Annotated in this window: 26 protein-coding genes; 8 read left to right on the plus strand and 18 right to left on the minus strand. The window is 69.3% G+C overall.

Annotation, left to right across the window (positions count from 1 at the left end):
- Positions 1-114: 114 nt before the first annotated feature.
- Both CSW60_RS24260 and CSW60_RS16750 read right to left on the minus strand, forming a co-directional pair.
- Positions 115-240, minus strand: a complete 126-nt coding sequence (locus tag CSW60_RS24260) for a hypothetical protein (protein ID WP_255357039.1) — start codon at positions 238-240, stop codon at positions 115-117.
- A gap of 115 nt (positions 241-355) precedes the next feature.
- Positions 356-718: a hypothetical protein gene (locus CSW60_RS16750; protein ID WP_062099714.1), complete on the minus strand. Its 363-nt coding sequence runs from the start codon at positions 716-718 to the stop codon at positions 356-358.
- A gap of 288 nt (positions 719-1006) precedes the next feature.
- Between CSW60_RS16750 and CSW60_RS16755 the strand changes: the two genes are divergently transcribed.
- A complete protein-coding gene (locus CSW60_RS16755; protein WP_062099713.1) occupies positions 1007-1486 on the plus strand; it encodes a DUF305 domain-containing protein in 480 nt (159 codons plus the stop codon).
- A 35-nt stretch (positions 1487-1521) separates the two neighbouring features.
- Here CSW60_RS16755 and CSW60_RS16760 read toward each other — a convergent pair whose 3' ends face one another.
- Positions 1522-2160, minus strand: a complete 639-nt coding sequence (locus tag CSW60_RS16760) for an isoprenylcysteine carboxylmethyltransferase family protein (protein ID WP_062099712.1) — start codon at positions 2158-2160, stop codon at positions 1522-1524.
- On the minus strand, positions 2157-2426 hold the full coding sequence (locus CSW60_RS16765; protein ID WP_062099711.1) for a DUF2933 domain-containing protein: 270 nt from the start codon (positions 2424-2426) through the stop codon (positions 2157-2159). Before CSW60_RS16765 ends, CSW60_RS16760 begins: the two co-directional genes overlap by 4 nt.
- Positions 2427-2631: 205 nt before the next feature.
- Here CSW60_RS16765 and CSW60_RS16770 point away from each other — a divergent pair, with 205 nt between their 5' ends.
- The 4 genes from CSW60_RS16770 to CSW60_RS16785 all read left to right on the plus strand — a co-directional run bounded on the left by CSW60_RS16770 (position 2632) and on the right by CSW60_RS16785 (position 7287).
- Entirely contained in the window at positions 2632-4092 is a 1461-nt protein-coding gene (locus tag CSW60_RS16770) for an MBL fold metallo-hydrolase RNA specificity domain-containing protein (RefSeq protein ID WP_062099710.1), read from the plus strand.
- Positions 4089-5627: a thymidine phosphorylase family protein gene (locus CSW60_RS16775; RefSeq protein ID WP_062099727.1), complete on the plus strand. Its 1539-nt coding sequence runs from the start codon at positions 4089-4091 to the stop codon at positions 5625-5627. Before CSW60_RS16770 ends, CSW60_RS16775 begins: the two co-directional genes overlap by 4 nt.
- Positions 5624-6508, plus strand: coding sequence for a ribose-phosphate pyrophosphokinase (locus CSW60_RS16780; RefSeq protein WP_062099709.1), 885 nt, complete (start codon positions 5624-5626; stop codon positions 6506-6508). Before CSW60_RS16775 ends, CSW60_RS16780 begins: the two co-directional genes overlap by 4 nt.
- A gap of 152 nt (positions 6509-6660) precedes the next feature.
- Positions 6661-7287, plus strand: a complete 627-nt coding sequence (locus CSW60_RS16785; protein ID WP_062099708.1) for a response regulator transcription factor — start codon at positions 6661-6663, stop codon at positions 7285-7287.
- 31 nt (positions 7288-7318) lie between these two features.
- Here CSW60_RS16785 and CSW60_RS16790 read toward each other — a convergent pair whose 3' ends face one another.
- Both CSW60_RS16790 and CSW60_RS16795 read right to left on the minus strand, forming a co-directional pair.
- Complete coding sequence (locus CSW60_RS16790) at positions 7319-9085, minus strand: oleate hydratase (protein WP_062099707.1); 1767 nt, start codon at positions 9083-9085, stop codon at positions 7319-7321.
- A gap of 60 nt (positions 9086-9145) precedes the next feature.
- A complete protein-coding gene (locus CSW60_RS16795; RefSeq protein WP_062099706.1) occupies positions 9146-11482 on the minus strand; it encodes a heavy metal translocating P-type ATPase in 2337 nt (778 codons plus the stop codon).
- Between the two features lie 387 nt (positions 11483-11869).
- Here CSW60_RS16795 and CSW60_RS16800 point away from each other — a divergent pair, with 387 nt between their 5' ends.
- The 3 genes from CSW60_RS16800 to CSW60_RS16810 all read left to right on the plus strand — a co-directional run bounded on the left by CSW60_RS16800 (position 11870) and on the right by CSW60_RS16810 (position 14548).
- Positions 11870-13405 carry a PAS domain S-box protein gene (locus CSW60_RS16800; protein ID WP_099538408.1) on the plus strand — a complete coding sequence of 512 codons (1536 nt, stop codon included), beginning with the start codon at positions 11870-11872 and terminating at the stop codon, positions 13403-13405.
- The gene (locus tag CSW60_RS16805) at positions 13395-14018 is read left to right on the plus strand and encodes a response regulator transcription factor (protein ID WP_066681842.1); all 624 of its coding nucleotides are present in this window, start codon (positions 13395-13397) and stop codon (positions 14016-14018) included. Before CSW60_RS16800 ends, CSW60_RS16805 begins: the two co-directional genes overlap by 11 nt.
- 80 nt (positions 14019-14098) lie before the next feature.
- A complete protein-coding gene (locus CSW60_RS16810) occupies positions 14099-14548 on the plus strand; it encodes a response regulator (RefSeq protein ID WP_062099703.1) in 450 nt (149 codons plus the stop codon).
- Here CSW60_RS16810 and CSW60_RS16815 read toward each other — a convergent pair.
- From CSW60_RS16815 to CSW60_RS16870, 12 genes are all read right to left on the minus strand, one after another.
- Positions 14542-14979: a DUF411 domain-containing protein gene (locus CSW60_RS16815; RefSeq protein WP_062099702.1), complete on the minus strand. Its 438-nt coding sequence runs from the start codon at positions 14977-14979 to the stop codon at positions 14542-14544. The genes CSW60_RS16810 and CSW60_RS16815 overlap by 7 nt on opposite strands.
- A 64-nt stretch (positions 14980-15043) precedes the next feature.
- A complete protein-coding gene (locus tag CSW60_RS16820) occupies positions 15044-16306 on the minus strand; it encodes an MFS transporter (protein ID WP_062099701.1) in 1263 nt (420 codons plus the stop codon).
- Positions 16297-17082, minus strand: a complete 786-nt coding sequence (locus CSW60_RS16825) for a copper resistance protein B (protein WP_156449520.1) — start codon at positions 17080-17082, stop codon at positions 16297-16299. The genes CSW60_RS16820 and CSW60_RS16825 overlap by 10 nt, the downstream gene beginning before the upstream one ends.
- Before the next feature lie 179 nt (positions 17083-17261).
- On the minus strand, positions 17262-18950 hold the full coding sequence (locus tag CSW60_RS16830; protein WP_099538409.1) for a copper resistance system multicopper oxidase: 1689 nt from the start codon (positions 18948-18950) through the stop codon (positions 17262-17264).
- Between the two features lie 28 nt (positions 18951-18978).
- Positions 18979-20004 (minus strand): alcohol dehydrogenase AdhP, encoded by a 1026-nt coding sequence (gene adhP / locus CSW60_RS16835; RefSeq protein WP_062100020.1) that lies wholly within the window; start codon positions 20002-20004, stop codon positions 18979-18981.
- 22 nt (positions 20005-20026) lie between these two features.
- On the minus strand, positions 20027-21547 hold the full coding sequence (locus tag CSW60_RS16840; protein WP_062100021.1) for an aldehyde dehydrogenase family protein: 1521 nt from the start codon (positions 21545-21547) through the stop codon (positions 20027-20029).
- A 154-nt stretch (positions 21548-21701) separates the two neighbouring features.
- The gene (locus tag CSW60_RS23710) at positions 21702-22061 is read right to left on the minus strand and encodes a hypothetical protein (protein WP_062100022.1); all 360 of its coding nucleotides are present in this window, start codon (positions 22059-22061) and stop codon (positions 21702-21704) included.
- A gap of 118 nt (positions 22062-22179) precedes the next feature.
- Positions 22180-22626 (minus strand): four-helix bundle copper-binding protein, encoded by a 447-nt coding sequence (locus tag CSW60_RS16850; protein WP_062100023.1) that lies wholly within the window; start codon positions 22624-22626, stop codon positions 22180-22182.
- A gap of 30 nt (positions 22627-22656) precedes the next feature.
- A complete protein-coding gene (locus tag CSW60_RS16855; RefSeq protein WP_062100024.1) occupies positions 22657-23058 on the minus strand; it encodes a DUF1622 domain-containing protein in 402 nt (133 codons plus the stop codon).
- Positions 23045-23758 carry a cytochrome C gene (locus CSW60_RS16860; RefSeq protein ID WP_231732075.1) on the minus strand — a complete coding sequence of 238 codons (714 nt, stop codon included), beginning with the start codon at positions 23756-23758 and terminating at the stop codon, positions 23045-23047. The genes CSW60_RS16855 and CSW60_RS16860 overlap by 14 nt, the downstream gene beginning before the upstream one ends.
- Positions 23758-24444 (minus strand): hypothetical protein, encoded by a 687-nt coding sequence (locus CSW60_RS16865; protein WP_236634305.1) that lies wholly within the window; start codon positions 24442-24444, stop codon positions 23758-23760. The genes CSW60_RS16860 and CSW60_RS16865 overlap by 1 nt, the downstream gene beginning before the upstream one ends.
- Before the next feature lie 35 nt (positions 24445-24479).
- On the minus strand, positions 24480-26378 hold the full coding sequence (locus CSW60_RS16870; protein WP_062100027.1) for a 2Fe-2S iron-sulfur cluster-binding protein: 1899 nt from the start codon (positions 26376-26378) through the stop codon (positions 24480-24482).

The following is a 26378-nucleotide window of genomic DNA, read 5'->3' on the forward strand; positions in this document are numbered from 1 at the left end:
ATCCTGGAGGAAGCCGTGAGGGGCCAGCGCCCCGGCGAAGCGTTTGCAGCCGCTTCGCCGGGGCCGGACGGGACGGGCGAAGACAGGGGATCGGCCCCACCCGTCCCGGCCGAGCTAGCGAGCCAGGCAGGCCGGTTGGGCGGCCCGCAAATAGCCGCAGGCGCGTGGCGTGGCGGCCGAGACGGTCGTCGCGGAAGCTAGGCCGGAGACGAGCGCCAGCGCGGGAAGGCGGGGAGACATGAAGGTCATCCTTGAAGATCGAAAAGCCAGCCGGCGAAAGCGCGGGCGATCACGCGCGCCCGGCAGGACCGGGGCGTGAAACCAGCGATGGCGGGGATCGGCCCTCGGGCCGGTCCTAGGCGATCGTTCGGGGGGGCGGATCTTCGGGGATGAGGCGGTGGGTGCGGCCGCTGGTGTTGGACCAGCGGGTCTCGACGCGATAGCCGACGGCGATCGGGGTCTCCGAGCCCGGGCAGGGGGCCGCAACGGACAGGGCGCAACTGATCGCGCAGGCCTTGGCGCAATCCTTGGCCGACATGGTCTTGCCGTGATCGCAGCAGGGCTCGGCCTGGGCCACGTCGTCGCCGGCGGGGGCCATGGCGATCATGCTCATCGCGTCCATGCCGGCCATGTCGCAATCAGCCCGCGCGGCGTTGACCGCCAGCGGACTGAACGCGAGGGCCACGGCGGCCAGGAAAGCGAGCGCATGCCTTAGCATCGGGCGAGCTTAGCGCGGTCACACGGCCTCGTCATGTCCGGACAATCCCCGAATGCGATTTGCCGCGACGCGCGCGGACTGGCGACGGCTTGGAGGCGGGGCCTGAAAGCCGCCATCTGGTCCAATACGCAGCGGCCTGGACCATCCCTCGACCTTTGGCGCGGTCGCGGTGAATATTTTCAGAGGCGGAACGGGGGCGCCGTTCGCCGGTTGTGGGAGCATCGCAACCCGCTGGAAAACCTCGCCCCGGCGCGTGGTTGCGCCGGGCTCCAGGAGCGGAAAACAGTCATGGCCGAGCACCACGCGCCCAAAGACCATCAACACCACAGGCCCTACCTGCGCCTGGCCGCCATGACCGTGCTGTCGTTCCTGGCCATGTATGTCCTGATGTACGCCATGGTCGACAGGGCCGCGAACATCCATCCAAGCTTCAACCAGGCCTACATGGCCGGCCTGATGACCGCGCCGATGGTCATGCTCGAACTCGTGCTCATGGGCATGATGTATCCGCGCAAGGGCCTCAACCGCGGCTTGGTCGCGTCCAGCCTCGTCATCGGGGTCTTGTGCTTTGCGGCCATTCGCCAGCAGTGGCTGGTCGGCGACCGCGAGTTCCTGCGCTCGATGATCCCGCATCACGCTGGCGCGATCCTGATGTGCGGACGCGCGCCGGTGAAGGATCCTGAGATCCGCAGCCTTTGCGCCACGATCATCAAGGGCCAGCAGCAGGAGATCGACCAGATGAGCGCCATGCTCGCGCCCCTTCGCTGAGCATCGCCCGGTCGCCCCCGCGGCGATGGCGGGGGTCAACGCAACGGCCAGCGGGGGATGAAGGCGGGAACCCGCGCCCTGTAGTCGCGATAGGCGTCGCCGAACTGCGCCAGCGCCGCCTGCTCCTCGTGACGGGCCAGGCGGACGTACATCACCACCAGCACGGGGAACATCGCCAGCGTCAACAGCGTGGGCCACTGCAGCAGGAAGCCTAGCATCACCAGGATGAAGCCGGCGTACTGGGGATGGCGCACCCTGGCGTAGACCCCCGTGGTGGCCAGCTCCCGGTGGCGCTGACGGGCGTGCAGCGCCACCCAGCCGACCGAGATCAGCCAGAACCCGGTCCCGATCAGCACGAAGCTGGCGATATGGAACGGTCCGAAGTGGGGATTGACCCGCCAGCCGAACATCATCTCCAGCAGGTGGCCGGCGTCGTGGCTCCACCAGTCGACACTGGGAAAACGCGACTGCAGCCATCCCGAGAGCAGGAAGATGGTCAGGGGGAAGCCGTACATCTCGGCGAACAGGGCGACGATAAAGGCGCTGAACGCGCCGAAGCTGCGCCAGTCGCGGCCGGTCGCGGGCTTGAAGAAGCTGAACGCGAACAGGATGAAGACGGCGGCGTTGACCAAAGCCAGTCCCCAGAGGCCGTAGCCGTAACCGGGATGGGTCATCGCCGCTGCCTCTCGACCGGTTCGTTGGGATTGGCCGGCGCGTCCGCCGGGATGCGGCCGGGCGCGTCCTCTCGCCCGTGCTGATGGGCGCCATGGCCATGGTGCATGAACAGGTGCATCAGCGGACAGGCCAGTAGGAGCAGATAGGGCAAGACGCCGAGCACATGCGCGGCGTGCTCGGTGGTCAGGAAGAAGCCGGCGATCAGCAGGAACCCGACCAGGACGATCGTTCCGCGCCGACGCAGCTTTTGGTGTTGAACATCCATGGATCGCTCACTTCAGGCCTTGACGCCCTATCATAGGCCCGCGACCCGGGCGCCAAGTATAGGTAGAGGCCGCAGCGGCGGGTGGGGGCGGCGCCCGCGGGTCCCCGGAGGCAGGCGGCGATGTCTGCGGCCTTTGCGTATTGGCCCGCGGCGACCGAGCCTGAAAGGCTGCGCGGCGAGCATCATCACCAGAGGCAAGCCGCCCATGCACAGGAACAGGAAGAAGCAACGGCTCCACGGCAATTTCGGAACGGCCGCCCTTGAACGCGAAGCGCGCATCGACCTTGCCGAGCGGCCGGCCGGCGGCCTTGCCGTGGCCTTCCTCGGCGCGTCGGGCACGGTGACGGGCTCGCGCTACCTGCTGGACGACGGCCAGACCCGGATCGTGGTCGATTCCGGTCTGTTCCAGGGGGCCAAGGACCTGCGCCGCCTCAACTGGGCGCCGCTTGCGCCCGAGGTGGCCGACGTCGAGCAGGTGCTGCTCACCCACGCCCATCTCGACCATTCGGGCGCCCTGCCACGCATGGCCCGCCTGGGATGGGATGGGACCGTCCTCAGCACGCCGGCCACGGCGGCCCTTTGCCAACTGCTGCTCGCCGACAGCGGGCGCATCCAGGAGAAGGACGCGGAGTTCGCCAACCGCCACGGCTTCTCGCGCCACGATCCGGCGCTGCCGCTCTACACGGAGGCCGACGCGCGCCTGGCCCTGCGGCTGTTCGAGACCATCGGGTTTGGCGAATGGCGCTCGCTCGCCGACGGGATCAGGACGCGCTACCATCGCGCCGGCCACATCCTCGGCGCGGCGTCGATCGAGATCGACTGGAAGGGCCGGTCGGTTCTCTTCTCGGGCGATATCGGGCGCTATGACGACGCGGTGATCAAGGACCCCGAACCGCCGGCGCGGGCCGACTACGTCATCGTCGAATCCACCTATGGCGACCGCCGCCATGACCGCGTGGATCCGTCGCGGGCGCTGGGAGACCATATCGAACGGTGCATCCGACGCGGGGGAACCGTGGTGATCCCCGCCTTCGCGGTCGGTCGCGTCCAATCGCTGCTCTATCATCTGTCCCGTCTGCGCGCGGACGGCCGGCTGCGTGATGCGCCGATCTATCTGGACAGCCCGATGGCGATCGACGCCAGCGGGCTGATGTGTGATTTCATGGACGAACACAGGCTGAGCCGCGCGGCATGCGAAGCCGCGTGCGGCGTCGCGCACTATGTGCGCGAAGTCGAGGAATCCAAGGCGCTGACCGCGGACGCCACCCCCAAGGTGATCATCTCGGCCAGCGGCATGGCGACCGGTGGCCGCGTCGTGCACCATCTCAAGCGGTTCGCCCCGGATGAGCGCAACCTCATCCTGTTCTCCGGCTTCCAGGCGGCCGGCACGCGCGGCGCTGCGCTCGTCTCGGGGGCCCGGACGATCAAGATCCACGGCGAACACGTCCCCGTCCACGCCGAGGTGGCGAACCTGACCATGCTGTCGGCCCACGCCGACAGCGACGAGCTCATGCGGTGGCTGGGCGCCATGCAGGCGGCGCCGCGGCATGTCTATGTCACCCATGGCGAGCCGGCCGGCGCGCAGGTCCTGGCCAAGCGCATCGGCGAGGAACACGGCTGGCCTTGCACCGTCCCGACCCTCGGCAGCTGGGGGCGGCTGGCGTGAGCGTCCCAAGGCACGAGCAGGCCGACGCGAGGCCGGCGTCGGCCACGCTGCGCGCGCGTCGCATGGGGCTCACCGCGGCTGGCGGCGACATGATCGCGGTGATGCGGCACGACTGCCCGGTCTGCCGGTCCGAGGGCCTGGGGTCGCGCGCCCAGGTCGTCCTGCGCGCCGGCGGCCGCGAGGCGGTGGTGTCCTTGTTGCACAGCTCGGGCGACACGCCAGACCCCGGCGAGATCGGCCTTTCCGAGACCGCATGGGCCCGGCTCGGGGTCAAGGCGGGCGACCGCGTGGAGGTCGCCCACGCTCCGCCGTTGGCCTCGCTGCGGGCGGTGCGCCGCCGGATCTATGGAGAGCGCCTGAGCCAGGCGGCCTTTTCGGCGATCGTCGCGGATATCGCCGAGCATCGCTATAGCGACGTCCACCTCTCGGCGTTCGTCACCGCCTGTTCGGCGGCGCCGCTCGATCAGGCCGAGACGATCGGACTGACCAAGGCCATGGTCGAGGTCGGCGAGCAGTTGAGCTGGCCTGGGCCGATCGTCGTCGACAAGCACAGCGTCGGCGGCTTGCCGGGCAACCGCACCACGCCGATCATCGTCTCGATCATGGCGGCCGAAGGCCTGGTCATGCCCAAGACCTCCTCGCGCGCGATCACCTCACCGGCCGGCACCGCCGACACCATGGAGGTTCTGGCGCCCGTCGACCTCGACATCGCCGCGATCCGCCGGGTGGTGGCGCGCGAGGGGGGCTGCATCGCCTGGGGCGGGGCGGTTCGGTTGAGCCCGGCCGACGACGTGATCATTGGCGTCGAGCGGGCGCTCGACATCGACGCGGTCGGCCAGCTGGTGGCCTCGGTGCTGTCCAAGAAGATCGCCGCCGGCGCGACCCACCTGGTGATCGACGTTCCTGTGGGACCGACCGCCAAGGTGCGGAGCCTGGAGGCCGCGCGGGATCTCGAGGCGGCGCTCACCTCGGTGGCCGCCGCCTTCGGCCTGCGCACGCGGGTGATGTATGGCCCTGGGGCTGAGCCGATCGGACGCGGCATCGGGCCGGCGCTGGAGGCGCTGGACATACTGGCCGTGCTTCAAGGCGAGCCCGGCGTCGAGGATCTCGCCCATAGGGCCTGTGAACTGGCCGGGGGATTGTTCGAGCTGGCGGGCGTGGCGGCCCCTGGCGCTGGCCTCGCGCGCGCGCGGCAAAGCCTCGAGAGCGGCCGCGCCTGGGCCAAGTTCAAGCGCATCTGCCAGGCCCAAGGCGGCATGCGCTCGCCGCCGGTCGCCCGCTTCCAGCGAGACCTGACCGCGCCCTCCAGCGGCCGGATCGCCAGCATCGACAACCGCAAACTCGCGACCGTCGCCAAGCTCGCGGGCGCGCCGATGGCCAAGGCGGCCGGGGTGGCGGTCCACGCCCGGCTCGGCCAGTCGATCGTCGCGGGGTCGCCCTTGTGCACCCTTCACGCCGAGAGCCCCGGCGAACTGGACTATGCGGCCGCCTTCGCCTTGAGCGACGGGGCGATCTTCGCGATCGCGGCGCCATGACGCCGCCGATCGTCTTCGCCTTGGACGGCGGCGAGCGCCTGGCCCAAGCCCTTGGCCCAGCGCTCGGCGCGGAGGCAGGGGTCCTGCTGCAGCGCCAGTTTCCAGATGGCGAGACCTACCTTCGGATCGACAGCGACGTCACCGAGCGCGATGTCATCCTGGTCTGCGGCCTCGAGCGTCCGGACGCGAAATTGCCGCCGCTGCTCTTCGCGGCGGACACGCTGCGCGAGCTTGGCGCGCGCGGGGTGGGCCTGATCGCGCCCTATCTGGCCTACATGCGCCAGGACACCCGTTTCCATCCGGGCGAGGCGGTCACGTCGCGTATTTTCGCGGCGGTGCTCTCGCGCCACCTCGACTGGCTGGTGACCGTCGATCCCCACCTGCACCGCCATCACGCCCTGGCGGAGATCTACCGAATCCCCAGCCAGCTCGTTCACGCCGCGCCGCTCATGGCGTCGTGGATCAGGCGGAACGTCGCCCGACCGGTGATCGTCGGGCCCGATCTGGAGAGCGAGCAGTGGGTGGCGCAGGTGGCGGCCGGCGCCGACGCGCCGTTCCTGGTCTGCCAAAAGCAGCGGTCCGGGGATCGTGAGGTCGACATCTCGATCCCCAACGCCGGCGCCTTCCTGGGCCGCCAAGCCGTGCTCGTCGACGACATCGCCTCGTCGGGCCGCACGCTCGCCGTCGCGGCCCGCCAGCTCAAGGCCCTGGGTTTTGCGCCGCCGGACTGCGTCGTGGTGCATGCGCTGTTCGCCGGCGACGCCGCCCAGGTCCTGGGCGAACACGTCGCGCGCATCGTCAGCACCAACACGGTCGCCCATGCGTCGAACGCCATCGACATGACGCCGGCGATCGCCCAGGCCGTGCGCGCCCTGCTGTGAACGGCGTTCGCCAATCCTCGGCCAGCCGCCGGGAGGCGAACGGCGAAGCCTCTTGACCCTGGACCCCGGTCCAACCCGCACAAGGCGTCCGCGAAGCGGCGCCGCATTCGCCACTGCAGCCTGGCGCCCGCTCAGTTCGCCTGAGGAGGCCCATGGGGGACAAGCGTGTCGTTCATATCGTCGACGACGAGGAGACGATCCAGCGGTCGGTCGGCTTCATGCTCCGCGCCACGGGCTTCAGCGTCGAGACCTATCCGTCGGGGACGGCGTTTGTGGCCGTCGCGACGCAGGCCAAGATCGGCTGCGTCATCCTGGACATGCAGATGCCGGGCCTGGGCGGGCTTGAGGTTCAGGTCGCCCTGGCCGATATCGGCGTCGACATGCCGGTCGTCGTGCTGACCGGCAATGGCGATGTCGCCCTGGCGGTCCGGGCGATGCGGGCCGGGGCCGTCGACTTCCTGGCCAAGCCTGTTGAAAAGGCCATGCTGCTCGAAGCGCTCCATCGCGGCTTCGCGCGCATCGACCGGGCCGATGGCCGGGCGGCCGAGGAAGCCGAGGCGCAGGGCCGCGTCGAGGCTCTGTCGCCGCGCGAGCGGGATGTCCTCGAAGGTCTCGCCCAGGGGCGCGCGAACAAGGCCATCGCCTATGATCTCGGGATCTCCTCGCGCACGGTCGAGGTCTGTCGCGCGAGCCTGGCACGCAAGCTCGGCGTCCAGACCTTGGCCCAGACCCTGCGGATCGCCTTCGCGGCGGGGATGGGACGGCCGCCGCGAGCCTAGACGCTCGCCGCGGCGGCCGCCCCGGCGATCGCTAGTCCGCGATCAGATGAAACCGCTCGACCAGCTTGGCGATCTCGGTGCCTTCCAGCGTCTTCAGCAGCAGCTTGCGCAGGATGGCGGGGCCGGGGATCTCGATGCCCTCGCCATCCCGCAGCGGCGCGACGGCGGCGAGCAGAGTGCGAATGTCATAGGTCGAGTTGAACACTTCGGGCACGCCGCGCTCGACATCGAGCAGCGTGTAGACCGCCTCCATCGGCGTGCGGACCGAATACTCCGTGGTGAAGATGCAGTCGCGCTGCTTGGACTCGGCGAACTGGCCGATGAAGGCGAAATTGACGGCCCCCGCCGGGACCACGTCCGGCCGGTCTCCGGCCTGGCGGGGCATGAAGAAGGCGGTGATATAGGGCATCATCACCGGCACGGTCCTGGCGCCGCTCGCCGCGAGATCGGCGATATCCTCGACCGGGACGCCGAGGTGATAGAGCCATTCCTGGGTGATCTCCTCGCCAGTGCAGGCCTGCATCGGCTTTTTCACATAGTCGCCGGGCCGATCGACGAACAGGGCGTAGAACCAGGCCACGAGCTGGTCCTTCGGCTGCTTCTTGAAATGGGGCTGGCGGCTGACCGTCCAACTCAGCAGCCAGCTCGAATCCTTGGCCGTGACGATGCCGGCGGTGACCACCTTGCCGCTGAACGGATCGCGCTTGGCGATCTTGCGGATGTACTGCGGAATACGCGCGTCGAGCGTGGTGATGGTCGCCGACGCCCATTTGGTCTGCGCAATATGGGCCCCGAACACGTCGGGACGTCCGAAGGCCGGGTCCTTGGCCGCGATGCGCCGCCACAGGTCCCAGGCGGGCGCCGGGCCTTGATTCAGCTTGGCCGGGGTCTGATGGTCGCCGCTGTCGGAATTTTCGGTCAGCGACCCGATGGTGATGAACACCAGATCGTCGGGGCCAAGATCGACGCCGCCCTCGGCGCCCTTCTCGATCCAGCCGATCCGCGTCGCCTGCTTGCGTTCGGCGTCGATCGCGAAATCGATGTCGGTGACCTGAACGCCGTAGCGGAACCGGACGCCCTGATCCTGCAGCCACTTGACCAGCGGCAGGACCATCGACTCGTACTGATTGTACCGGTTGAACTTGAGCGACGAGAAGTCGGCGAGCTGGCCGATGTGGTGGATGAAGCGGTGGAGATAGAGTTTCATCTCCAGGGCCGAATGCCACTCCTCGAACGCGAACATCGTACGCCAGAACAGCCAGAAATTGCTCTTCAGGAAATCGGGGCCGAACACCTCGTTGATCCGCTTGTTCTCCATCTCTTCGCGGGTCGCCAGGAAGACGGAGAGGAGCTCTCGTTGGGCCTTGTCGTTCAGCGTCAGCAGCGCCTTGTCGGGCACATCCTGCCCGCGGCTCTGCGTGACCCGCTGCAGCGAGACGTTCGGATCGTCCTTGTTGAGCCGGTAGAATTCGTCGAGGACGCTGGCGTCTTCGATCTCGAGCGAGGGGATCGAGCGGTAGAGATCCCAGAGGCACTCGAAATGCGCCTCCATCTCGCGCCCGCCGCGGATGACGAACCCCTTTTCCGCCACGTCCAGGCCATCAAGGGCGCCGCCGGGAAGCTCCAACTCCTCGAGAAGCGTGATGCGCTCGCCCGCGACGCCGCCGTCCCTGATGAGGAAGGCCGCGCCCGCCAGGCCGGCGAGGCCCGCGCCGACGAACCAGGCCGTCGCCCTGTCGGCCCGCTCCGGCTTGCGGGGACGGACGAACGCTTCATAATTTCCGCGGCTGTAATGCATTGGCGGGCTCCTAGGGGCGGCGAGCGGTTTGGGCGGCGGCTTCGGGACGAGCGCGCATGCTCATATCTTCTGCCGATTGAGCCGCAGCGCGTTGGTGACCACGCTGACCGAGGACAGCGCCATCGCCGCGGCCGCGATGATCGGCGAGAGCAGGATGCCAAACAGCGGATAGAGCACGCCGGCCGCCACGGGCACGCCCGCGACGTTGTAGATGAAGGCGAAGACCAGGTTCTGGCGGATGTTGGACATGGTCGCCTGGCTCAGCCGCCGCGCCTTGACGATGCCGTTGAGGTCGCCCTTGAGGAGGGTGACGCCCGCGCTCTCGATCGCCACATCGGTCCCCGAGCCCATGGCGATGCCGACATCGGCCGCGGCGAGGGCCGGCGCGTCGTTGACGCCGTCTCCGGCCATGGCGACCACGCGCCCCTCGCGCTTGAGACGCGCGACGACGGCGCTCTTCTGGTCGGGCAGGACCTCGGCTTCCACTTCCTCGATGCCCAGACGCCGCGCGACCGCCTCGGCCGTGGTGCGGTTGTCGCCCGTCAGCATCACCACCCGGATGCCTTCGGCCTTGAGGGCGGCCAAGGCTTCGGGCGTGGTCGCCTTGACGGGGTCGGCGATGGCGAAGGCGCCGCCGACCCGGCCGTCGACGCCGATGAAGATCGCCGTGGCCCCGTCGCGGCGAAGAGCGTCGGCCTGCTCCGCCAGGGCCTCGGTCGCGACGCCCTCGTCGGCCAGGAACCGGGCGTTGCCGAGCACGATGCGGCGGCCCTCGACGGTTCCCAGCGCGCCGCGCCCGGTCGGGGAATCGAAATCGCTGACCTCGGCGACCGCGACGCCGCGCGCCTTGGCCGCTTCGACGATGGCCAGCGCCAGCGGATGTTCGGACGCCCGTTCGACGGACGCGGCCAGCCGCAGCAGTTCGACCTCGTCAAACCCCGCCGCGGGCACGACCTGCGTGACCGCCGGGCGGCCCTCCGTCAGCGTGCCGGTCTTGTCGACGACCAGCGTGTCGACCTTCTCCATATGCTCGAGCGCTTCGGCGTTCTTGATCAGGACGCCGACGCCCGCGCCCCGGCCGACGCCGACCATGATCGACATCGGCGTGGCGAGCCCCAGCGCGCAGGGACAGGCGATGATCAGGACGGCGACGGCGGCCACGAGTCCGTAGGCGAAGCGCGGCTCGGGCCCCCAGACGCTCCAGGCGATGAAGGCCAGGACCGCCACGCCGATGACGACCGGGACGAACCAGCCGGAGACCTGGTCGGCCATGCGCTGGATCGGCGCGCGCGAACGCTGGGCCTCGGCGACCATCTGGACGATGCGGGCGAGCATGGTGTCGCGACCGACCTTGTCGGCGACGATGACCAGCGCGCCGGTCTGGTTGAGCGTGCCGCCGATCACCTTGTCGTCCTTGGCCTTCGTGACCGGCATGGACTCGCCGGTGACCATCGACTCGTCCAGCGAGGAACGGCCGTCCTCGACCACCCCGTCGACCGGGACCTTTTCGCCGGGCCGCACGCGCAGACGATCGCCGACCGTCACCAGATCGAGGCTGACCTCCGCCTCCGACCCGTCCGCCGCGATGCGGCGCGCGGTCTTGGGCGCCAGATTGAGCAGCGCCTTGATCGCGCCCGATGTGCGCTCGCGCGCCCGCAGTTCGAGCACCTGGCCCAGCAGCACCAGCACGGTGATCACCGCCGCGGCCTCGAAATAGACCGCCACCACGCCGTCGGTGTTCTGGAACGCGGGTGGGAAGACCTGGGGCGCGAGCGTGGCGACGACGCTATAGATCCAGGCCACGCCCGTCCCCATGGCGATCAGCGTGAACATGTTGAGGTTGCGGGTCTTCAGCGAGGCCCAGCCACGCTCGAAGAACGGCCAACCGGCCCATAGGACCACCGGGGTAGCCAGGGCGAACTGGACCCATATCGAAACCGGCATCGGGATGATGTGATGCAACGCGGGGAATAGATGGCCGCCCATCTCGAGGATCAGCACCGGGATGCTGAGAGCCAGACCGACCCAGAAGCGGCGGGTCATGTCGATCAGCTCATGGCTGGGACCGGCGTCGGCGGTCACCGTCGCCGGTTCGAGCGCCATGCCGCAGATGGGACAGGCTCCGGGATGGTCCTGGCGGATCTCCGGATGCATGGGGCAGGTCCAGATGACGCCTTCGGGCGCGGCCGACGCGGCCGACGCGGCCGGCGCGCCGAGATAGCGGTCGGGATCGGCGATGAATTTGGCCCGGCAGCCCGCGCTGCAGAAGTGGTGCGGCTTGCCGGCGTGCTCGGCATGGTGCGCGGTCTTGGCCGGGTCCACGCTCATGCCGCAGACCGGGTCCTTCACTTGGTCGGCCGCCGGGGCGCCATGCGCCGTGGGCTTGGTCTCGTTCATCCGCGCGTTCCTTTCGCCAGCAGTCCTTGTAGGGTCTGAGATCGTGCCGGGGTCAATACGTACTCTCCTCAGACCCGCGGCTGGAGAGGGCAACAGGCCGCGAGGCGTTCGACAAGCCGCGCGGGCGCCAAGCAACGGCGCGGCCGCACTTTGCGCTGAAATTCTGAGGGGACCGGCCGGCCCGCGCGTAAACGCGATAGGACCCCGCGGATACAAGCGAGACCGTGACCCATGGATGCACTATCGGACCCGCGCGCGTGGGGGCTGAAGGCTGGCGCGCGGCGTTGTCGGGCGGCCTGCCGGTCCGGCCCCGCGGGGTGTCGCCAAGCTCGCGCTCGCGCCGCATCGCCGCGCCTGCGCGCCGCGGATCTGGCCTGAGCCGGCGGCATGCGCGACCAGGATCAAGGCCCCGAGGCGGGCGTGGCCGCCGTCGAGCAGCTTGCGCGGCTGTTTCTGCGCCAGGCCGGCGGCTATGTACTGACGCTGCTTGCCGCCTCGGGACGGGTCCTGAGCTACAATATCGGCGGCGAACGGATCGAATGCTGGTCAGCCGATCACGTCGTCGGCCAGCAGCACGATGTCTTCTATCCGCCCGATGAGATCCACGCCGGGCGTCCCCGGGCGGATCTCGCCGCGGCCTTGCGCGACGGCGTGCTGGAGCGCGAGGCCTGGCGGGTCTGCGAAAACGGCGCTGAATACCTCGCCCGCCTGACCGTCACGCCGCTGTTCGACGCGGGCGCGCATCGCGGCTTCGCCTGCATCGCCCGCGACATCACCGACGAGGCCGCGGTGCGCGCCTCCATCGAAACGCGCGAGCAGCATTTGCAATCGATCCTGGCGACGGTGCCGGACGCGATGATCATCATCGACGAGGCCGGCGCCATCACCTCGTTCAGCGCGGCGGCCGAGCGCCTGTTCGGCTATCGCGAGGCCGAGCTGATCGGCCGCAATGTCGCGTGTCTGATGCCCGAGCCGGACCATGGCCGGCACGACGCGTACATCAACCACTACCTGCAGACCGGCGAGCGCAGGATCATCGGCGTCGGCCGCGTCGTGGTGGGGCTGCGACGTGACGGGGCGACCTTCCCGATGGAGCTTTCGGTCGGCGAGGCGGGCGAGAACGGCCAGCGGCTGTTCACCGGCTTCATTCGCGATCTGACCGCCAAGGAGCAGGACGAACTGAAGCTGAAGGCGCTTCAGGCCGAGCTGGTTCATGTCTCCCGGCTGAGCGCCATGGGCACCATGGCCTCGACCCTGGCGCATGAACTCAACCAGCCTCTGGCGGCCGTCTCGCTCTATCTGGAGACGATCCGCGACATGCTGGAAGCCGAGCAGGGGGAACCCTTCGCCACCTTTCGCCGGGTCATGGACGAGGCCGCGCAGGAGACCCTGCGCGCTGGCCATATCGTGCGCCGCCTGCGCGACTTCGTGGCGCGCGGCGAGGTCGAGAAGAGCCTGCACGACCTGGCGCAGGTGATCGGCGACGCCGGCCAGCTGGCGCTCGTGGGCGCGCGCGAGCGGGGGGTGCGCAGCTTCTTCGATTTCGATCCGGCGGCCACGCCCGTCCTCGTCGATCGGGTGCAGATTCAACAGGTCCTGGTCAACCTTATGCGCAACGCCATCGAGGCGATGGCGGACACCCCGATCCGCGACCTGAGAATCGCCACGCGCCTGCGCGGCGACGGCCTGATCGAGGTCACCGTCGAGGATAGCGGGCCGGGCATCGCCGAGGACATCGGCGAGCAGCTCTTCACGGCGTTCGTCTCGACCAAGGCCGACGGCATGGGTCTGGGGCTCTCGATCTGCCGGACCATCATCGAAGCGCACGGCGGGCGGATCTGGGTCGAAGCGCCTGAGCGTGGCGGCGCCCGGTTCCATTTCACCTTGATCCACGCGGGGGCGGAGGAGGATTATGGGGGATAGGCGGATCATACACCTCGTCGACGACGAAGAGGCGATCCGGCGCGCGGCCGGGTTTGCGTTGAAGGCGGTCGGCCTTGGCGTTGAGACCTACGCCTCGGGTGTCGAATTTCTGGCCCGGGCCCGGCCCACGACCCAGGGCTGCGTCATTCTCGACGTGCGCATGCCGGCGATGGACGGCCTGGAGGTGCAGACCGCCATGGCCGAGCGCGGCATCCAGATGCCGGTCATCGTGCTGACGGGTCATGGCGATGTGTCGGTCGCGGTGCAGGCGATGAAGGCCGGCGCCGTGGATTTCCTCGAAAAGCCCTTCGAGAAGGCCGCTCTTCTCCATGCGGTCGAGCGAGCATTCGCGCGTATCGACGACGCCGACGTCCGCGCGATCGAGGCGTCGGACGCGCAGGTTCGCATCGCCAGCCTCACCCCTCGTGAGCGCGAGGTGCTGGAGGGCTTGGCCCAAGGCCATCCCAACAAGACCATCGCCTATGACCTTGGATGCTCGTCACGCACCGTGGAGGTGCATCGCGCCAGCCTGATGACCAAGCTGGACGTGCGCAACCTGTCCGAGGCGCTTAGGATCGCCTTCGCCGCCGGGATGGGCCGCAAACCCAAGTGACTGCGACGTTTACGTAGCGACCCGGAGGCGGCGGACATGCGACGGTCACCAGGCTTTCAACCGGATGCCTTCATCGCGCGATGTTATCGGTCAGTTCCTCGCCGCGCGATCGCCGCTATACGGTCCTCGTCTCCGACGATGATCCTGGCGTGCGACGCGGCCTCCTCCTCATGCTTCGAGCCCGCGGCTACACGGTGAGCGGCTACACCACGGGGAGCGCCCTTCTGGCTGATCCGCGCGCTAGGGAAGCCGATTGCGTGATCCTCGACTACCGGATGCCCGACATCGACGGCCTGACGCTCCTGGATCATCTCCGGCGCCAGGGCTGGCGCGGCGGCGCCATCCTGATCTCCGGCTTCTACGACGAGGATCTCGAGCAACGCGCGCGCGCGGCCGGCTTCGATCAGGTGATCCCCAAGCCGGTGATCGGCCGGGCGGTGCTCGAAGCCTTGCGTCAGGCAGTCGGGGATGTCGCGCGACGCGCATTGACCCGACGCCAGCCCATGGCCCTGACCGTTGGAGGTCAGTAGCGGGCGAAAACCCGCGCGCCGGCCGGCCCGAAGGCCACGACATCGTAGTGTTGCCGCGCCCCGCTCGGCGCCGCCATGCCCTCCGAGCCGATCGGCATGCCGCCGACGGCGAGCCCCTTCACGCCAGCCGGCCGGGCGGCCAGGAGACGCTTCACCTCGGCGACCGGCACATGACCTTCGATAACGAAACCGTCGATGATCGCGGTGTGGCAGGAGGAAAGCGCCGGCGGCAGGCCGGATTGGCGCTGCAGGCGCACGCGGGCGACCTGATCCCTGACGATGACCTTTCTGTCCAGTTTCGCACGGACGGCCTGGGCCCAGGCCTCGCAGCAACCACATCCAGGGTCGCGATAGAGCAGGATGTCGCCAGCCGCCAGCGCGGCGCTGGGCAAGGCGAGCAACAGCAGAACGGCGGCGAGGCGGATTTTCATGGGCGGACTCCTTGGCGTGAAGCTGGGCGCGTGGCGGACGCGGCTCTCGGACGTGGCGGCGCTGTCACGCCCTTTCCCCGGCTGGATGGACCGGTGTCGCCGTCCGGCGCCATATCGCCGGCAGAAGCGCGAGCAGACCGAGCGACAGCCAGCCGATCGCTTCGACGACGGCCGCTTGCCGATGGGGTGACACGACGGCGAGCGACATGGGCGCCAGCGCCTGGCCGAGGCTCGCGGCTGTATGCTGCAGCCCAAGCATGACTCCAGAGGGCCGCATGGGGCCGCTGATCCAGAAGCTCGTGACCAGCCGAAGACTGGCTGAGCTCCAGCCGGCGACGGCGATGAGACCGGCCATTTCGACCACGGTCGTTCCAAACCGAAAGAGAAACAGCGACAGGGCTAGAAGCGCGAGCGTGAGGCAGGCCAGGCGTCGAGGCGCGGTCACCAGCCAGGTGACGCGGGTGTGGAAAAGCTGAGCCGCCAACATCGCCAGCCCGCAGAGACTGAGCATCCCGGCGATCGCCTCGCGGCTCAGCGCGCCCTCGGAGCGGGTCACGAGCAGACTGACATGCATGGCGGCGAGTCCGCCGCCGCCGACGATGGTGACAAGCAGGAGGACAAGCGTGACGACGCGCGGCGGGGCTTGCAGGCGACGTCCCTCGGGACGGGCGGCACAGCGGGCCGGCAAGCGCACAATGCCGGTCGTCAGCGCCAGCGCCAGCACGGCGATGACGAGCGCGAGCACCAACAGCGGCGTGCGGGGAAAGAGCGACGCGGACGCTTCGGCGAGCAGGGGGCCGAACAGGTCGCCAAGAAACATGAAGGCCGTCAGCCAGGTGAAACGCCTCGCCTGCTCGTCCCGGCCACCGGGTGCGAAGTTCGTTGACAGCAGCGCCAGCGGGATGATGGCGGCCGCGGACAGCCCAGCCAGCAAGCGAAGTCCATACAGCATGGGGAGCGGGACCGCCCCGACCGGCGCGGTCGCCAGCGCGAGGACGACCAGGGCCGTGCGCAGAATGATCCGGTAGTCGATGCGGTCGGCGAGCCATCCCCAGAGCGGCGCGAAGACGAGCGCCGCCAGCGGGTGGGCCGCCGTCAAACTCGCGACATGGACATCGTGGATGCGCAGCGCCAAGTCGGCCTGGCCTCCGTCGACGAGGGTCGGGAGAAAGGCGAGGACGGCGGTCTGGCCCGCAGACGCCGCCGCGACCGCGAGAAGCAACAGGATCGACGCAGCCGTCTGGCTCCGGCCAGGGCTATCGTCCGCCGCAGAACACGTCAGGCCGTCTTCCGGTCGCCAAGGCGCCGCGCAGCGCCTCACCACCATGATCGCAAGCCGACAACCACCCGATGCTCGGCCGGGCGCTGGCGATCGGCACGTCGGAAGTCGGCGGTGTCGTCCAGCGCCCGCTCCCAGACGAAGCCGACATAGGGCGCGAATTTCCGCGAGACCTCGTAGCGCAGCCGAGCGCTCAGCTCGACGTTGCTGAAGCCGCCGCCGAGCTCACGGTCGGTCGAGCGCTTGGAATAGAGGTTGGTTTCGACCTGCGGGGTCAGGATGAGGCGATTGGTGAAGCGGACCTCGTAGGCGCCCTTGGCGCGAGCGCCGAGGCGGCCGTCGTCGCCGACGTAGCCGGTCAGCTGGACATCGAACCAGTAGGGCGCCAGGCCCTCGACGCCGGCGGCGAGCCAAGTGGTCGCCCCCTTGCCGAGATCCTGACGAACGCCCAGCAACGTGCCCCAGAACGGGCTCTTGCTGCGCCACCACAGCGCCTCGACGCTGCTCTCCGGATCGAGGCGATCCTTGGAGTTCTTGAGGCCCTGGCTGCGCAGCCAGAGCTTGCTGTCGTCCTGGCCCTGGGTGACGAGGACGGTCCAGCCGACGCCCTGCCCCTCGTTGCCGCTGGCGAACTCCAGTTCGTCAACGAGAACCTTGGGGATCGACAGCTTGTCGGCCATCTCGTAGCCCGGCAGCGTCGAATTGCGATAGCCGTCCGCATAGTCGTCGGAGTTGCGGGCGTCCGGCGGAGCCTTGCCGCCCTGCATCCGTCCCATGTCCATGGTCATGCCGCCGGCGGGCGTCCCCGCGCCGGACATATCCATGCCGGACATATCCATGCCCGCGTGATCCGCAGGCGCCGCGGGGGAGGCCGTTGGGGCCGGGCTCGGCGGCGGTGGCGCGGCGTGCTGATGGGGGGCGTCCTGGGCGATTGCGGGCGCGGCCACGGCCGAAACGCTCAGAGCCAAGGCGAGCAGAGACGCTCGCGAGAGGGCCAGACGGGTCATGCGACGACCACCTCCCGGAACATGCCGGCCGCCATGTGGTAGAGCAGATGACAGTGGAAGGCCCATCGCCCCATGGCGTCGGCGGTGACGCGAAAGCTGATCCGCTGGGCGGGCTGGACCACCACGGTATGCTTGCGGACCTGGAACGCGCCGTCCGGGCCTTCGACATCGCTCCACATGCCGTGGAGGTGCATCGGGTGGGCCATCATCGTGTCGTTGACGAGAACGATGCGCAGCCGCGCGTTCGGCTTGAAGTGGAGCGGACGGGAATCGTTCAGCTTGATCCCGTCCAGCGTCCAGATGAAGCGCTCCATGTTGCCGGTGAGGTGCAACTCGATCTCACGCTCCGGCTCGCGAGGATCCGGATCGCCGCCGGGCGTGCGAAGGTCGGCCAGGGTCAGCACCCGCCAGGACCGCTCGCGCAGGCCCGCGCCGGGATCGTCGAGATTGGTGCGCGGATAGTCGACGCGCATGTCGGTGTTGGCGCCGTACTCGGTGCGCGCGTGACGCGCCTTCGGGGGCGTGTCCGCCATGCCGTGGCCGGCGTGTTCGCCGCCCATGGCGGCCATGGCGCCCATCATGTCGACCGGATCGAGCCAGGTCCGCGCATCGAGCGCCGGCGTCGGCGCCGTCATGCCGGGCGCTGGGGCGATGACGCCGCGGGCGAAACCCGTCCGGTCGATCGATTGGGCGAAGATCGTTCGGGCGCCCTCGGGCATGACGAACTCGACATCGTAGGTTTCGCCCGGTCCGATCCGGAACTCCTCGACCGTCACCGGCTCCACCGGCTGGCCATCGGTCGAGACGACGGTCAGCGGGACCCCAGGAAGGCGCACGTCGAAGAAGGTCGCCGTCCCCGCCCCCACGAACCGGAGGCGAACTCGCTCGCCGGGGGCGGCGATCGCCGTCCAATTCCCGGCCGGCGGCGTTCCGTTCATCAGGTAGGTGTAGGTGGCGGCGGAAACGTCGCTGTAGTCGGTCGGGTTCATCCGCGACCGGTTCCACATCCGCCGCCGCGCGAGGGCCTCGCCGAACCCCAGCTTGCCCACATCCTTGAGGAAGTCTCCGGCGGTCGGCTGCGCGAAATTGTAGTAGCTGCTCAGCTTCTTGAGGTTCGTGAAGATCTGCAGCGGCGGTTCGTCCGACCAGTCGCTCAGCAGGATGGCGTAGTCCCGATCGGGCCCAGGTCCGGTCGGCGCGCGCGGCTCGACGATGATCGCGCCATAAAGCCCGGTTTGCTCGGCCAAGGTGTGCGCGTGATACCAGTAGGTGCCCGCCTGACGCAGCTCGAAGCGATAGGTGAAGGTCTCGCCGGGCGCGATCCCGGGAAAGCTGATGCCTGGTACGCCGTCCATCTCGGCGGGCAGGATGACCCCGTGCCAGTGGATGCTGGACATCTCCTTGAGGCGGTTGCGGACGCGCAGGGTGACGGTGTCGCCCTCGCGCAATCGCAGCACGGGGGCGGGCACGGCGCCGTTCACCGCCGTGGCGATCCGACGCTTGCCGGTGAAGTTGACCGGCAGTTCGGCGATCTCGAGATCGAATTCGGTCCCGCGCAATTCGGCGGTCGCGGCGGCGGCGGGGCCCGCCAGCAGCGCCGGCGAAACTCCGGCCACCGCCCCGCTGACCGCCAGGCCCTGGACGAAGCGGCGCCGTGTGGCCGGCAAGGTAGGACTGTCGAACATGGTTTGCTCGCGGTTCGTCGCGGGGGGATTAGGCGAGGTCGAGGACGATGCGGCCCTCGATGTCGCCGTGGTGCATGCGCGCGAAGACGTCGTTGATCTTCTCGAGCGGTTCGGTGTGGACAGTCGCGTGAACCTTGCCCTCGCCGGCGAAGGCCAGCGCCTCCATCAGGTCGAGCCGGGTGCCGACGATCGAGCCGCGGACGGTGACGCCGTTGAGCACGGTGTCGAAGATCGACAGCGGAAAATCGCCGGGCGGCAGGCCATTGAGGGCCACCGTGCCGCCGCGCCGGACCATGCCGAGCGCCTGCTGGAAGGCCTTGGGCGAGACGGCGGTGACGAGGACGCCCTGCGCGCCGCCGATCGCCGCCTTGATCGCGGCGGCGGGATCCTGCTCTCGGGCGTTGACGGTCACGGCCGCGCCAAGGCGTGTCGCCAGATCGAGCTTGCGGTCGTCGATGTCGACCGCCGCCACGTTGAGCCCCATCGCCTTGGCGTACTGCACGGCCATGTGACCCAGGCCGCCGATGCCGGAGACCACGACCCACTCGCCCGGCTTGGCCTCGGTCGCCTTCAGTCCCTTGTAGACGGTAACGCCCGCGCACAGGATCGGCGCGATGTCGATAAAGCCGACATTGTCCGGCAGGTGGCCGACATAGTTGGGGTCGGCGAGGACGTATTCGGCGAAGCTGCCGTTGACCGAATAGCCGGTGTTCTGCTGGCTCTCGCACAGGGTCTCCCATCCCCCCAGGCAATGCACGCAATGGCCGCAGGCGGTGTAGAGCCACGGCACGCCGACCCGGTCGCCCTCCTTGACGTGGGTGACGCCCGACCCGACAGCGGCGACGTGACCGACGCCTTCATGGCCAGGAATGAAGGGCGGGTTCGGCTTCACCGGCCAATCGCCCTCGGCGGCGTGCAGGTCGGTGTGACAGACGCCGGTGGCGGCGATCTTCACCAGGATCTGTCCGGGACCGACCGTGGGGATCGGCGCTTCCTCGATCACCAGCGGCGCGCCGAATTGGCGGACGACAGCCGCCTTCATGGTCTTGGCCATGGCTGTGCTCCTTTGCGAGGGATCAGAAGAGACCAAGGCCGTGCTCGTCGTAGGAGACGAGCAGGTTCTTGGTCTGCTGGTAGTGATCGAGCATCGCCTTGTGGGTCTCGCGTCCGAACCCCGAGGCCTTGTAGCCGCCGAAGGCGGCGTGGGCCGGATACTGGTGATAGCAGTTGGTCCAGACCCGTCCGGCCTCGATGGCGCGGCCGAGGCGATAGGCGGTGTTGCCGCTGCGGCTCCAGACGCCGGCGCCCAGACCATAGGGGGTGTCGTTGGCGATCGCGATCGCCTCGTCGAGGGTCTTGAAGGTCGTCACCGACAACACTGGGCCGAAGATCTCCTCCTGGAAGATTCGCATGCTGTTGTCGCCGACGAAGACGGTCGGCTGCACGAAATAGCCCCCGTCGAGTTCGCCTCCGGGCAGCGCCCGCGCGCCGCCGATCAGGCATTGCGCGCCCTCGTTCTTGCCGATCTCGATATAGCCGAGGATCTTGCGCAGCTGGTCTTCGGACGCCTGGGCGCCCAGCTGGGTCGCGGGGTCGAGCGGATCGCCCTGACGGATCGCCGCCACGCGGGCCACGGCCCGCTCCATGAACCGGTCGAAGATCGATTCATGGATCAGGGCGCGCGAGGGACAGGTGCAGACCTCGCCCTTGTTGAAGGCGAAGAGCGTGAACCCTTCCAGCGCCTTGTCGAAGAAGGCGTCCTCCTCATCAAGGACGTCGGCCATGAAGATGTTGGGCGACTTGCCCCCGAGCTCCATCGTCTGCGGGATCAGGTGATCGGCCGCGGCGTGCATGATCGCCTTGCCCGTGACCGTCTCGCCGGTGAACGAGACCTTGGCGATCCGCGGGTTGGCGGCGATCGCCTGGCCGACGGTTCGGCCGGGCCCGGTCACGACGTTGAGCACGCCCGGCGGCAGGATGTCGGCGGTGAGTTCGGCGAGCATCATCAGCGTCAGGGGCGTCTGGGACGCTGGCTTGATGACCGTGCAGTTGCCGGCGGCCAGCGCGGGCGCGATCTTCCAGGCCGCCATCAGCAGGGGGAAGTTCCAGGGAATGATCTGGCCGACCACGCCAAGCGGCTCGCGGAAATGGTAGGCGATGGTGTCGGCGTCGATCGTCGAGATCGCGCCTTCCTCGGCCCGGATGCATCCAGCGAAATAGCGGAAGTGATCGACCGCGAGCGGCACGTCGGCGCCGCGCGTCTCGCGGATCGGCTTGCCGTTGTCGAGCGTCTCGGCGAGCGCCAGCAGGTCGAGGTTCTGCTCCAGGCGATCGGCGACCCGGCTCAGCAGCCGGGACCGCTCGGCCGGCGACAACCGCGCCCAGCCGGCCTTGGCGCGATGGGCGGCGTCGAGCGCCAGTTCCACGTCGGCCGGACCCGACAGGGCGAACTCGGCGATCCGGTCGCCATTGATCGGGCTGTGGTCGGCGAAGTACTCGCCCGTGGTCGGGGCCGACCAGGCGCCGCCGATGAAGTTGTCGTAGCGCGCCTTGAACAAGGGCGCGGCGCGCATCGTCTCGATGGCCTTGTGGAACATCGCTTGGCTCCCTGCTGGTGACGACGAGCCTAGTGGCGGGCGCGGCCGAGGATATCCGTAGATGTCACATCGCCTGGCGGCGCCCGGACGTGAAAGAACCTGCCGGGCGTGCTCGCCCGGCAGGTTCTTCGGCGCGTCGCGGCTTGAGCGGGCGTTACATGTCCTTCATGGGCATGGCGGGATCCTTGGCGTCCTTGGGAGCCATGGGTTTGCCTTTCGGGGCCATCGGCTTGTCCATGCAGCAGCCCTTCATGGGCTTCTTGGCGGCGGGATCCTTGGGCGGCGTGGCCGGCATGTTCGCCATCCCCTGTTGATGGTCCTTCATCATCTGGTCGTGCATCTGCTGGCCGCCATGGTCCATGCCCTGCATGTGGGCGTGGTCCGGCGGGGTCTGGGCGGAGGCGGCCGGCGCGGGCTGGGTCTGGGCCTTGGGCGCGGGGCCGTCGGCGAATGCGGCGGTCCCCATGGCCAGAAGGCCGACAGCGCCGGCCACGACTGCGATCTTGCGCATCATTTCTGATCTCCAACTTATGACGTTCGCGTCCGATGGCGTCGTCTGCATCTCTAACGGCGCGACGCTTGCAATGCCCGCAATTGGCGGCCGCGTGTATACGTAAGGTCCGAAGGCGCGGTCAGCGCGACATCTGTCGGCAGCCCGCGGCGCACACCCTGCACGTCTCGGCGCACTGGGCCATCGGGGCGTCGGCGCGGGGTTTCGAACAGGCCGCCGCGCACAGGTCGCAGGCTTCGGCGCAGGCGCGGCAGAGCACCGGGTGCAGGGCCGAGCCGCGGAGCATGGAGTTGGCGGTCGCCTGGCACAGCTCGGCGCAGTCGGTGAGCATGGCGATCAGGTCGGGGGCGGCGAGCGCGCCGCCTTGACCGAGGGCGTATGCGGCGGTCTCAAGGCACCGGCGATGGGAAGCCAGGCAGTGATCGATGCAGTCGCTCATCGACATCGCCATGCCGGGCATGGCGTCCATGCCCTTCATGTCGTGGGCCTGGGCGGCCGCCGCGGCGGGCTGGGCGGCGCCGGCCGCCAACAGGGCGGCTCCCGTGAGCAGGTCTCGTCGTTGCAGCATGTCAATCTCCCGGCGGGTGGGCGGGTCTGGTCAGACCCGCGGTGAGGAAGGTTCGCGGCCCGTGGCCCTGGCCATGCGCGTGTCCTCCCAGGGCCAGTGGCCGTTGATCTCGACGCCGAGCGAGATGCTAAGGAAGGTGCGCACGAAGACCAGACCGGCCAGGACGATGAGATCGTCCAAGGTCGGGTTGATGACGAGCGACTTGACGATGTCGCCGGCGACCAGGAATTCGAGGCCAAGAAGGATGCTTCGGCCGAGGGCGGACCGGAACGCGCCATAGGCCTTGGCCCGGTCGCCCGATCGGGCCCGCAGGGCGAACAGGATCGTCGCCAGCGCCGCGCCGCTGAGGATGGTCAGCGTGCCCGCCAGCTCGAGGATGATCACCGCGAGCCTGAAGAAGGCGCTGAGCCAGCCGGACTCAATGGTGATCATACCAGCCTCGGCGGCGGATGTTGTTGAAGCTGTCGGTGGTGTGACAGGCGTAGCATTGTTCGACGCGCGCCTTGGAGCCGGCGGCGCGCTGGGAGACCATGCTGAAGTGCTCCATGAAATGACTGGGCGGCGCGGTGTGGCACTCCGAGCATTGCGTCGAGCTGACCGACGGATGCCGGAAGTTGGGAACCTTCCAACTGCTGGTCGCGTGGCAGCTGGCGCAGTCCTGGCCGAAGAGTCCCAGATGCGGATCGCGGACGGAATGGCAGCTTGCGCAATTGAGCGCGGCTTCGGGCGGCAAGGCGTGCGGATTGGGTGGCGAAACAGCCGGCCCTCGCCACACCGCCGGATCGAGCAACGCCTGATGGTCCATCTTCACGATGGCGCGCGCGCCTTCGTGCTCGACGTGGCAAGCCGTGCACTCCTTGGCCTGGGCATGGAACTGGGTCGACTGTTTGTTTCCGAAATCGGTGCTCGCGTGGCAGGCGACGCAGGTCTTGCTCTCCACGCCCTTGAGAGGCGTGTGGCAACTGGCGCACTGCGCGCCGAAGGCTTGGTGGGCCGGCGACAGGGGGCCTGGCGCGACAAGCTGAGCCACCGGTCCGGCGCCGGGCGGCGCGCTTGTCTGCATCATCGCCGCGACGCCCAGCAGCGCCAGGCCGGCGGCGACAAAGATCCAGTAGAGGAGGCGGTCCCGCATCATAGCCAGCGCAGCCCGAAATAGATGGCCGCGGCGATGTGCAAAAGCAGCACCAGGTAGACCAGCGCCCCCAGGACAGCGTGCAGCCACCGCCAACGCGACAACAGCCGGTTGGTCGCACCCTCCGCGCGGATGGCGAACTCGGTGTCGGCCAAGGCCGCGGCCAGGGCCTCGGCCCCATCGGGCGGCGGCGCCGGCGGTTCGCCGGCGACGAAGAACAGCCGCTTCCAGCGGGAAAGCGCAACGGCCGCCGCCGTCGGCGCCGGGGGCGCCGGCAGGTGGAGATACGCCGCTTGCAGGGACGCCAGCTCGGAGCGGCGGCCGCGCAGGGCCCGCGCCGTCTGCGCCAGCAGGTAGCGGCCGACGAAGCCGCTGAGGACCGTCAGCAGCACAAGGCCGGTCAGCGTTAGGCCGACGGGGCTGCCGAACTTGTGGGCGGCATGAACCAACCCCAGGATCGGAGCCAGCACGCCCGCATACACATGCAGGGCCAGCAGCGTCGGCTTGCTGACGAACCGGCCTGTCCACCGTTCCGCCGCCTTGACGTGCTTGACCACCACATAGGGCAGGGTCAGCAGCATGAGGACGGCGGCGACGACGCCGATGACGCCGCCGACCAGGCTGCCGGGAAAGCGCGGCGCGACGTGCAGGACGTAGCCCAGCGGAAAGAGCAGCAGGAAGGCCACAAGCAGGCCGACGGCCATGTCGCCGCGCTCGCGCATCAGGCCTCCACCACGAGCGGCTGGCCCGTGCTCTTGGCCTGGCAGGCCAGGATGTAGCCCTTGGCCTTGTCGGCGGGATCCAGGCCGGTCTCCACCGCCATGGTGACCTCGCCCGAAATCAGCCGGGTGACGCAGACGCCGCATTCACCCGAGCGGCAGGCATAGGGGATTTCCACCCCCGCGCCCTCCGCGGCTTCCAGGACGGTCTGGCCGGCGGGGAGCGGGGCCGACACGCCCGCCACGGAAAAGGTGATGGTGGCCGCGGCGACCGCCGGCGTGGGGGGCGCGACGACGCTCGGGGATGACGGCGCGGGGGGCGGCGCCTTGACCTCGAGCTCGGCCGCGTCGGCGGGCAGCGACGCGGGCCCGAAGGCTTCGGTGTGAAGTTGAGCGTCCGGGACGCCCAGAGCGGCCAGCTCCCGGCGCATCGCGGCCATCATGCCCGGCGGCCCGCACATGTGAATGCGGCGGCGGGCGATGTCTGGGACCGCGTCGAGCAGCATCTGGCGGGTGAGCGGGCCTTGCGGCCCCAGCCAGACCGTGCCGGCCGAGCGTCGCATGGCCGCCATCACGTGCAGATTGGAGAACCGCCGCTCGAGCCGCTCGAGCTCCTCGCGGAAGACGAATTCGTCGGTCGAACGGGCGCCGTACAGGAAGAAGATCTCGCCCGACCAAGCCGTGTCGGTCAGGTAGCGCAGGACCGACATCATGGGGGTGATGCCGACCCCGCCGGCGATCAGCACGATGCTGTCGGCGTCGGTTCCGGTGAAGGTGAACGCGCCGAAGGGGCCCGTCGTCTTCAGCAGGTCGCCGACGGCGACCTTGTCGTGCAGAAAGCACGACACGACGCCCTGCTCCTCGCGCTTGACCGTTAGCTCGACATAGGCGCGCTGCGTCGGCGAGGAGGCGATGGTGTAGGATCGCCGCGAGGGCTTGCCATCCACCGGCTCCACCTCGACCTGGAGAAACTGGCCGGGCAGAAAATCGAAGGGCAGCCGATCGGCGGCCGGGTCGGCCAGCCGGAAGGTCTGAATCGTCGGCGTCTCCCGCACGATCTGGACCACCCGCAACGGGCCAGACCAGCTCCTGGGCTTGCGCAGCGACGCCCCGGCGGGCGGCGCGGCGTTGCTCGGCGTGAGCGTTTCAGCGCCCGGCTCAACGGCCGCCGCCTGGCGTGGCGAGGCCGTCGCGGTCGCCGGGGCGGGCGCGGGGGCCGTCGACCCGCCGGCGTCGACGATCTTGCGGACCCGCCGCAGGCGCGCGACCTGCAGGCCCAGCAGCATCGCGCTGACCGTCGCCAGGACGAACATCAGCATGAAATGGGGCGGCGAGACGCCGAGCCACCGGATCGGCGCCGCGTGCGGCGGCGCGCCCAGGCTCATCTGATCCCGAAACCAGCTGATTGCCGCCGGCTGCGGGGACGCGCCGCGGTCGAGGGCGGCGAGCGCGGCCGATCCGCTCGCGAAGAGGTCGCTTGCTTCACGCAGGCGCCGCGCCGCGCTCGCCCGGGCGGCCGGATCTTCGGACCGCGCGGCGGCGGAGGCCTCGGCGGCCATGGCCAGTCCGCGCTCCACGCGCGCTTGGGCCTCGCCCATCAACCGGTTGCGCCCCTCGGCGCTGAGCGACGGGGCGGCGAGCAGTTGTGAGACGAAGGGCGTGCGCCGGGCGCCATGCTCGCCTTCGCCCTCCATCATCTCGTCCATCATTCCGCTCATGCCGGCTGCCGCGGGGCTCGGCGCGGCGCCCATGACGCCGGCGTCCGCCATCGCGCCGCCTTGCGCGCCCGGATGGTGGGCCGCGTGCTCGTCGCCTTCCTGGGCGATGGCCGCCGTCGAAAGCAGAAGGCAGGCGGCGGCCAGACCCAAGCTCCATCCCTGTCGGCTGGTCGTCCCGCGCAT

It is taken from the genome of Caulobacter sp. X, from assembly GCF_002742635.1.
Lineage (GTDB): Bacteria > Pseudomonadota > Alphaproteobacteria > Caulobacterales > Caulobacteraceae > Caulobacter.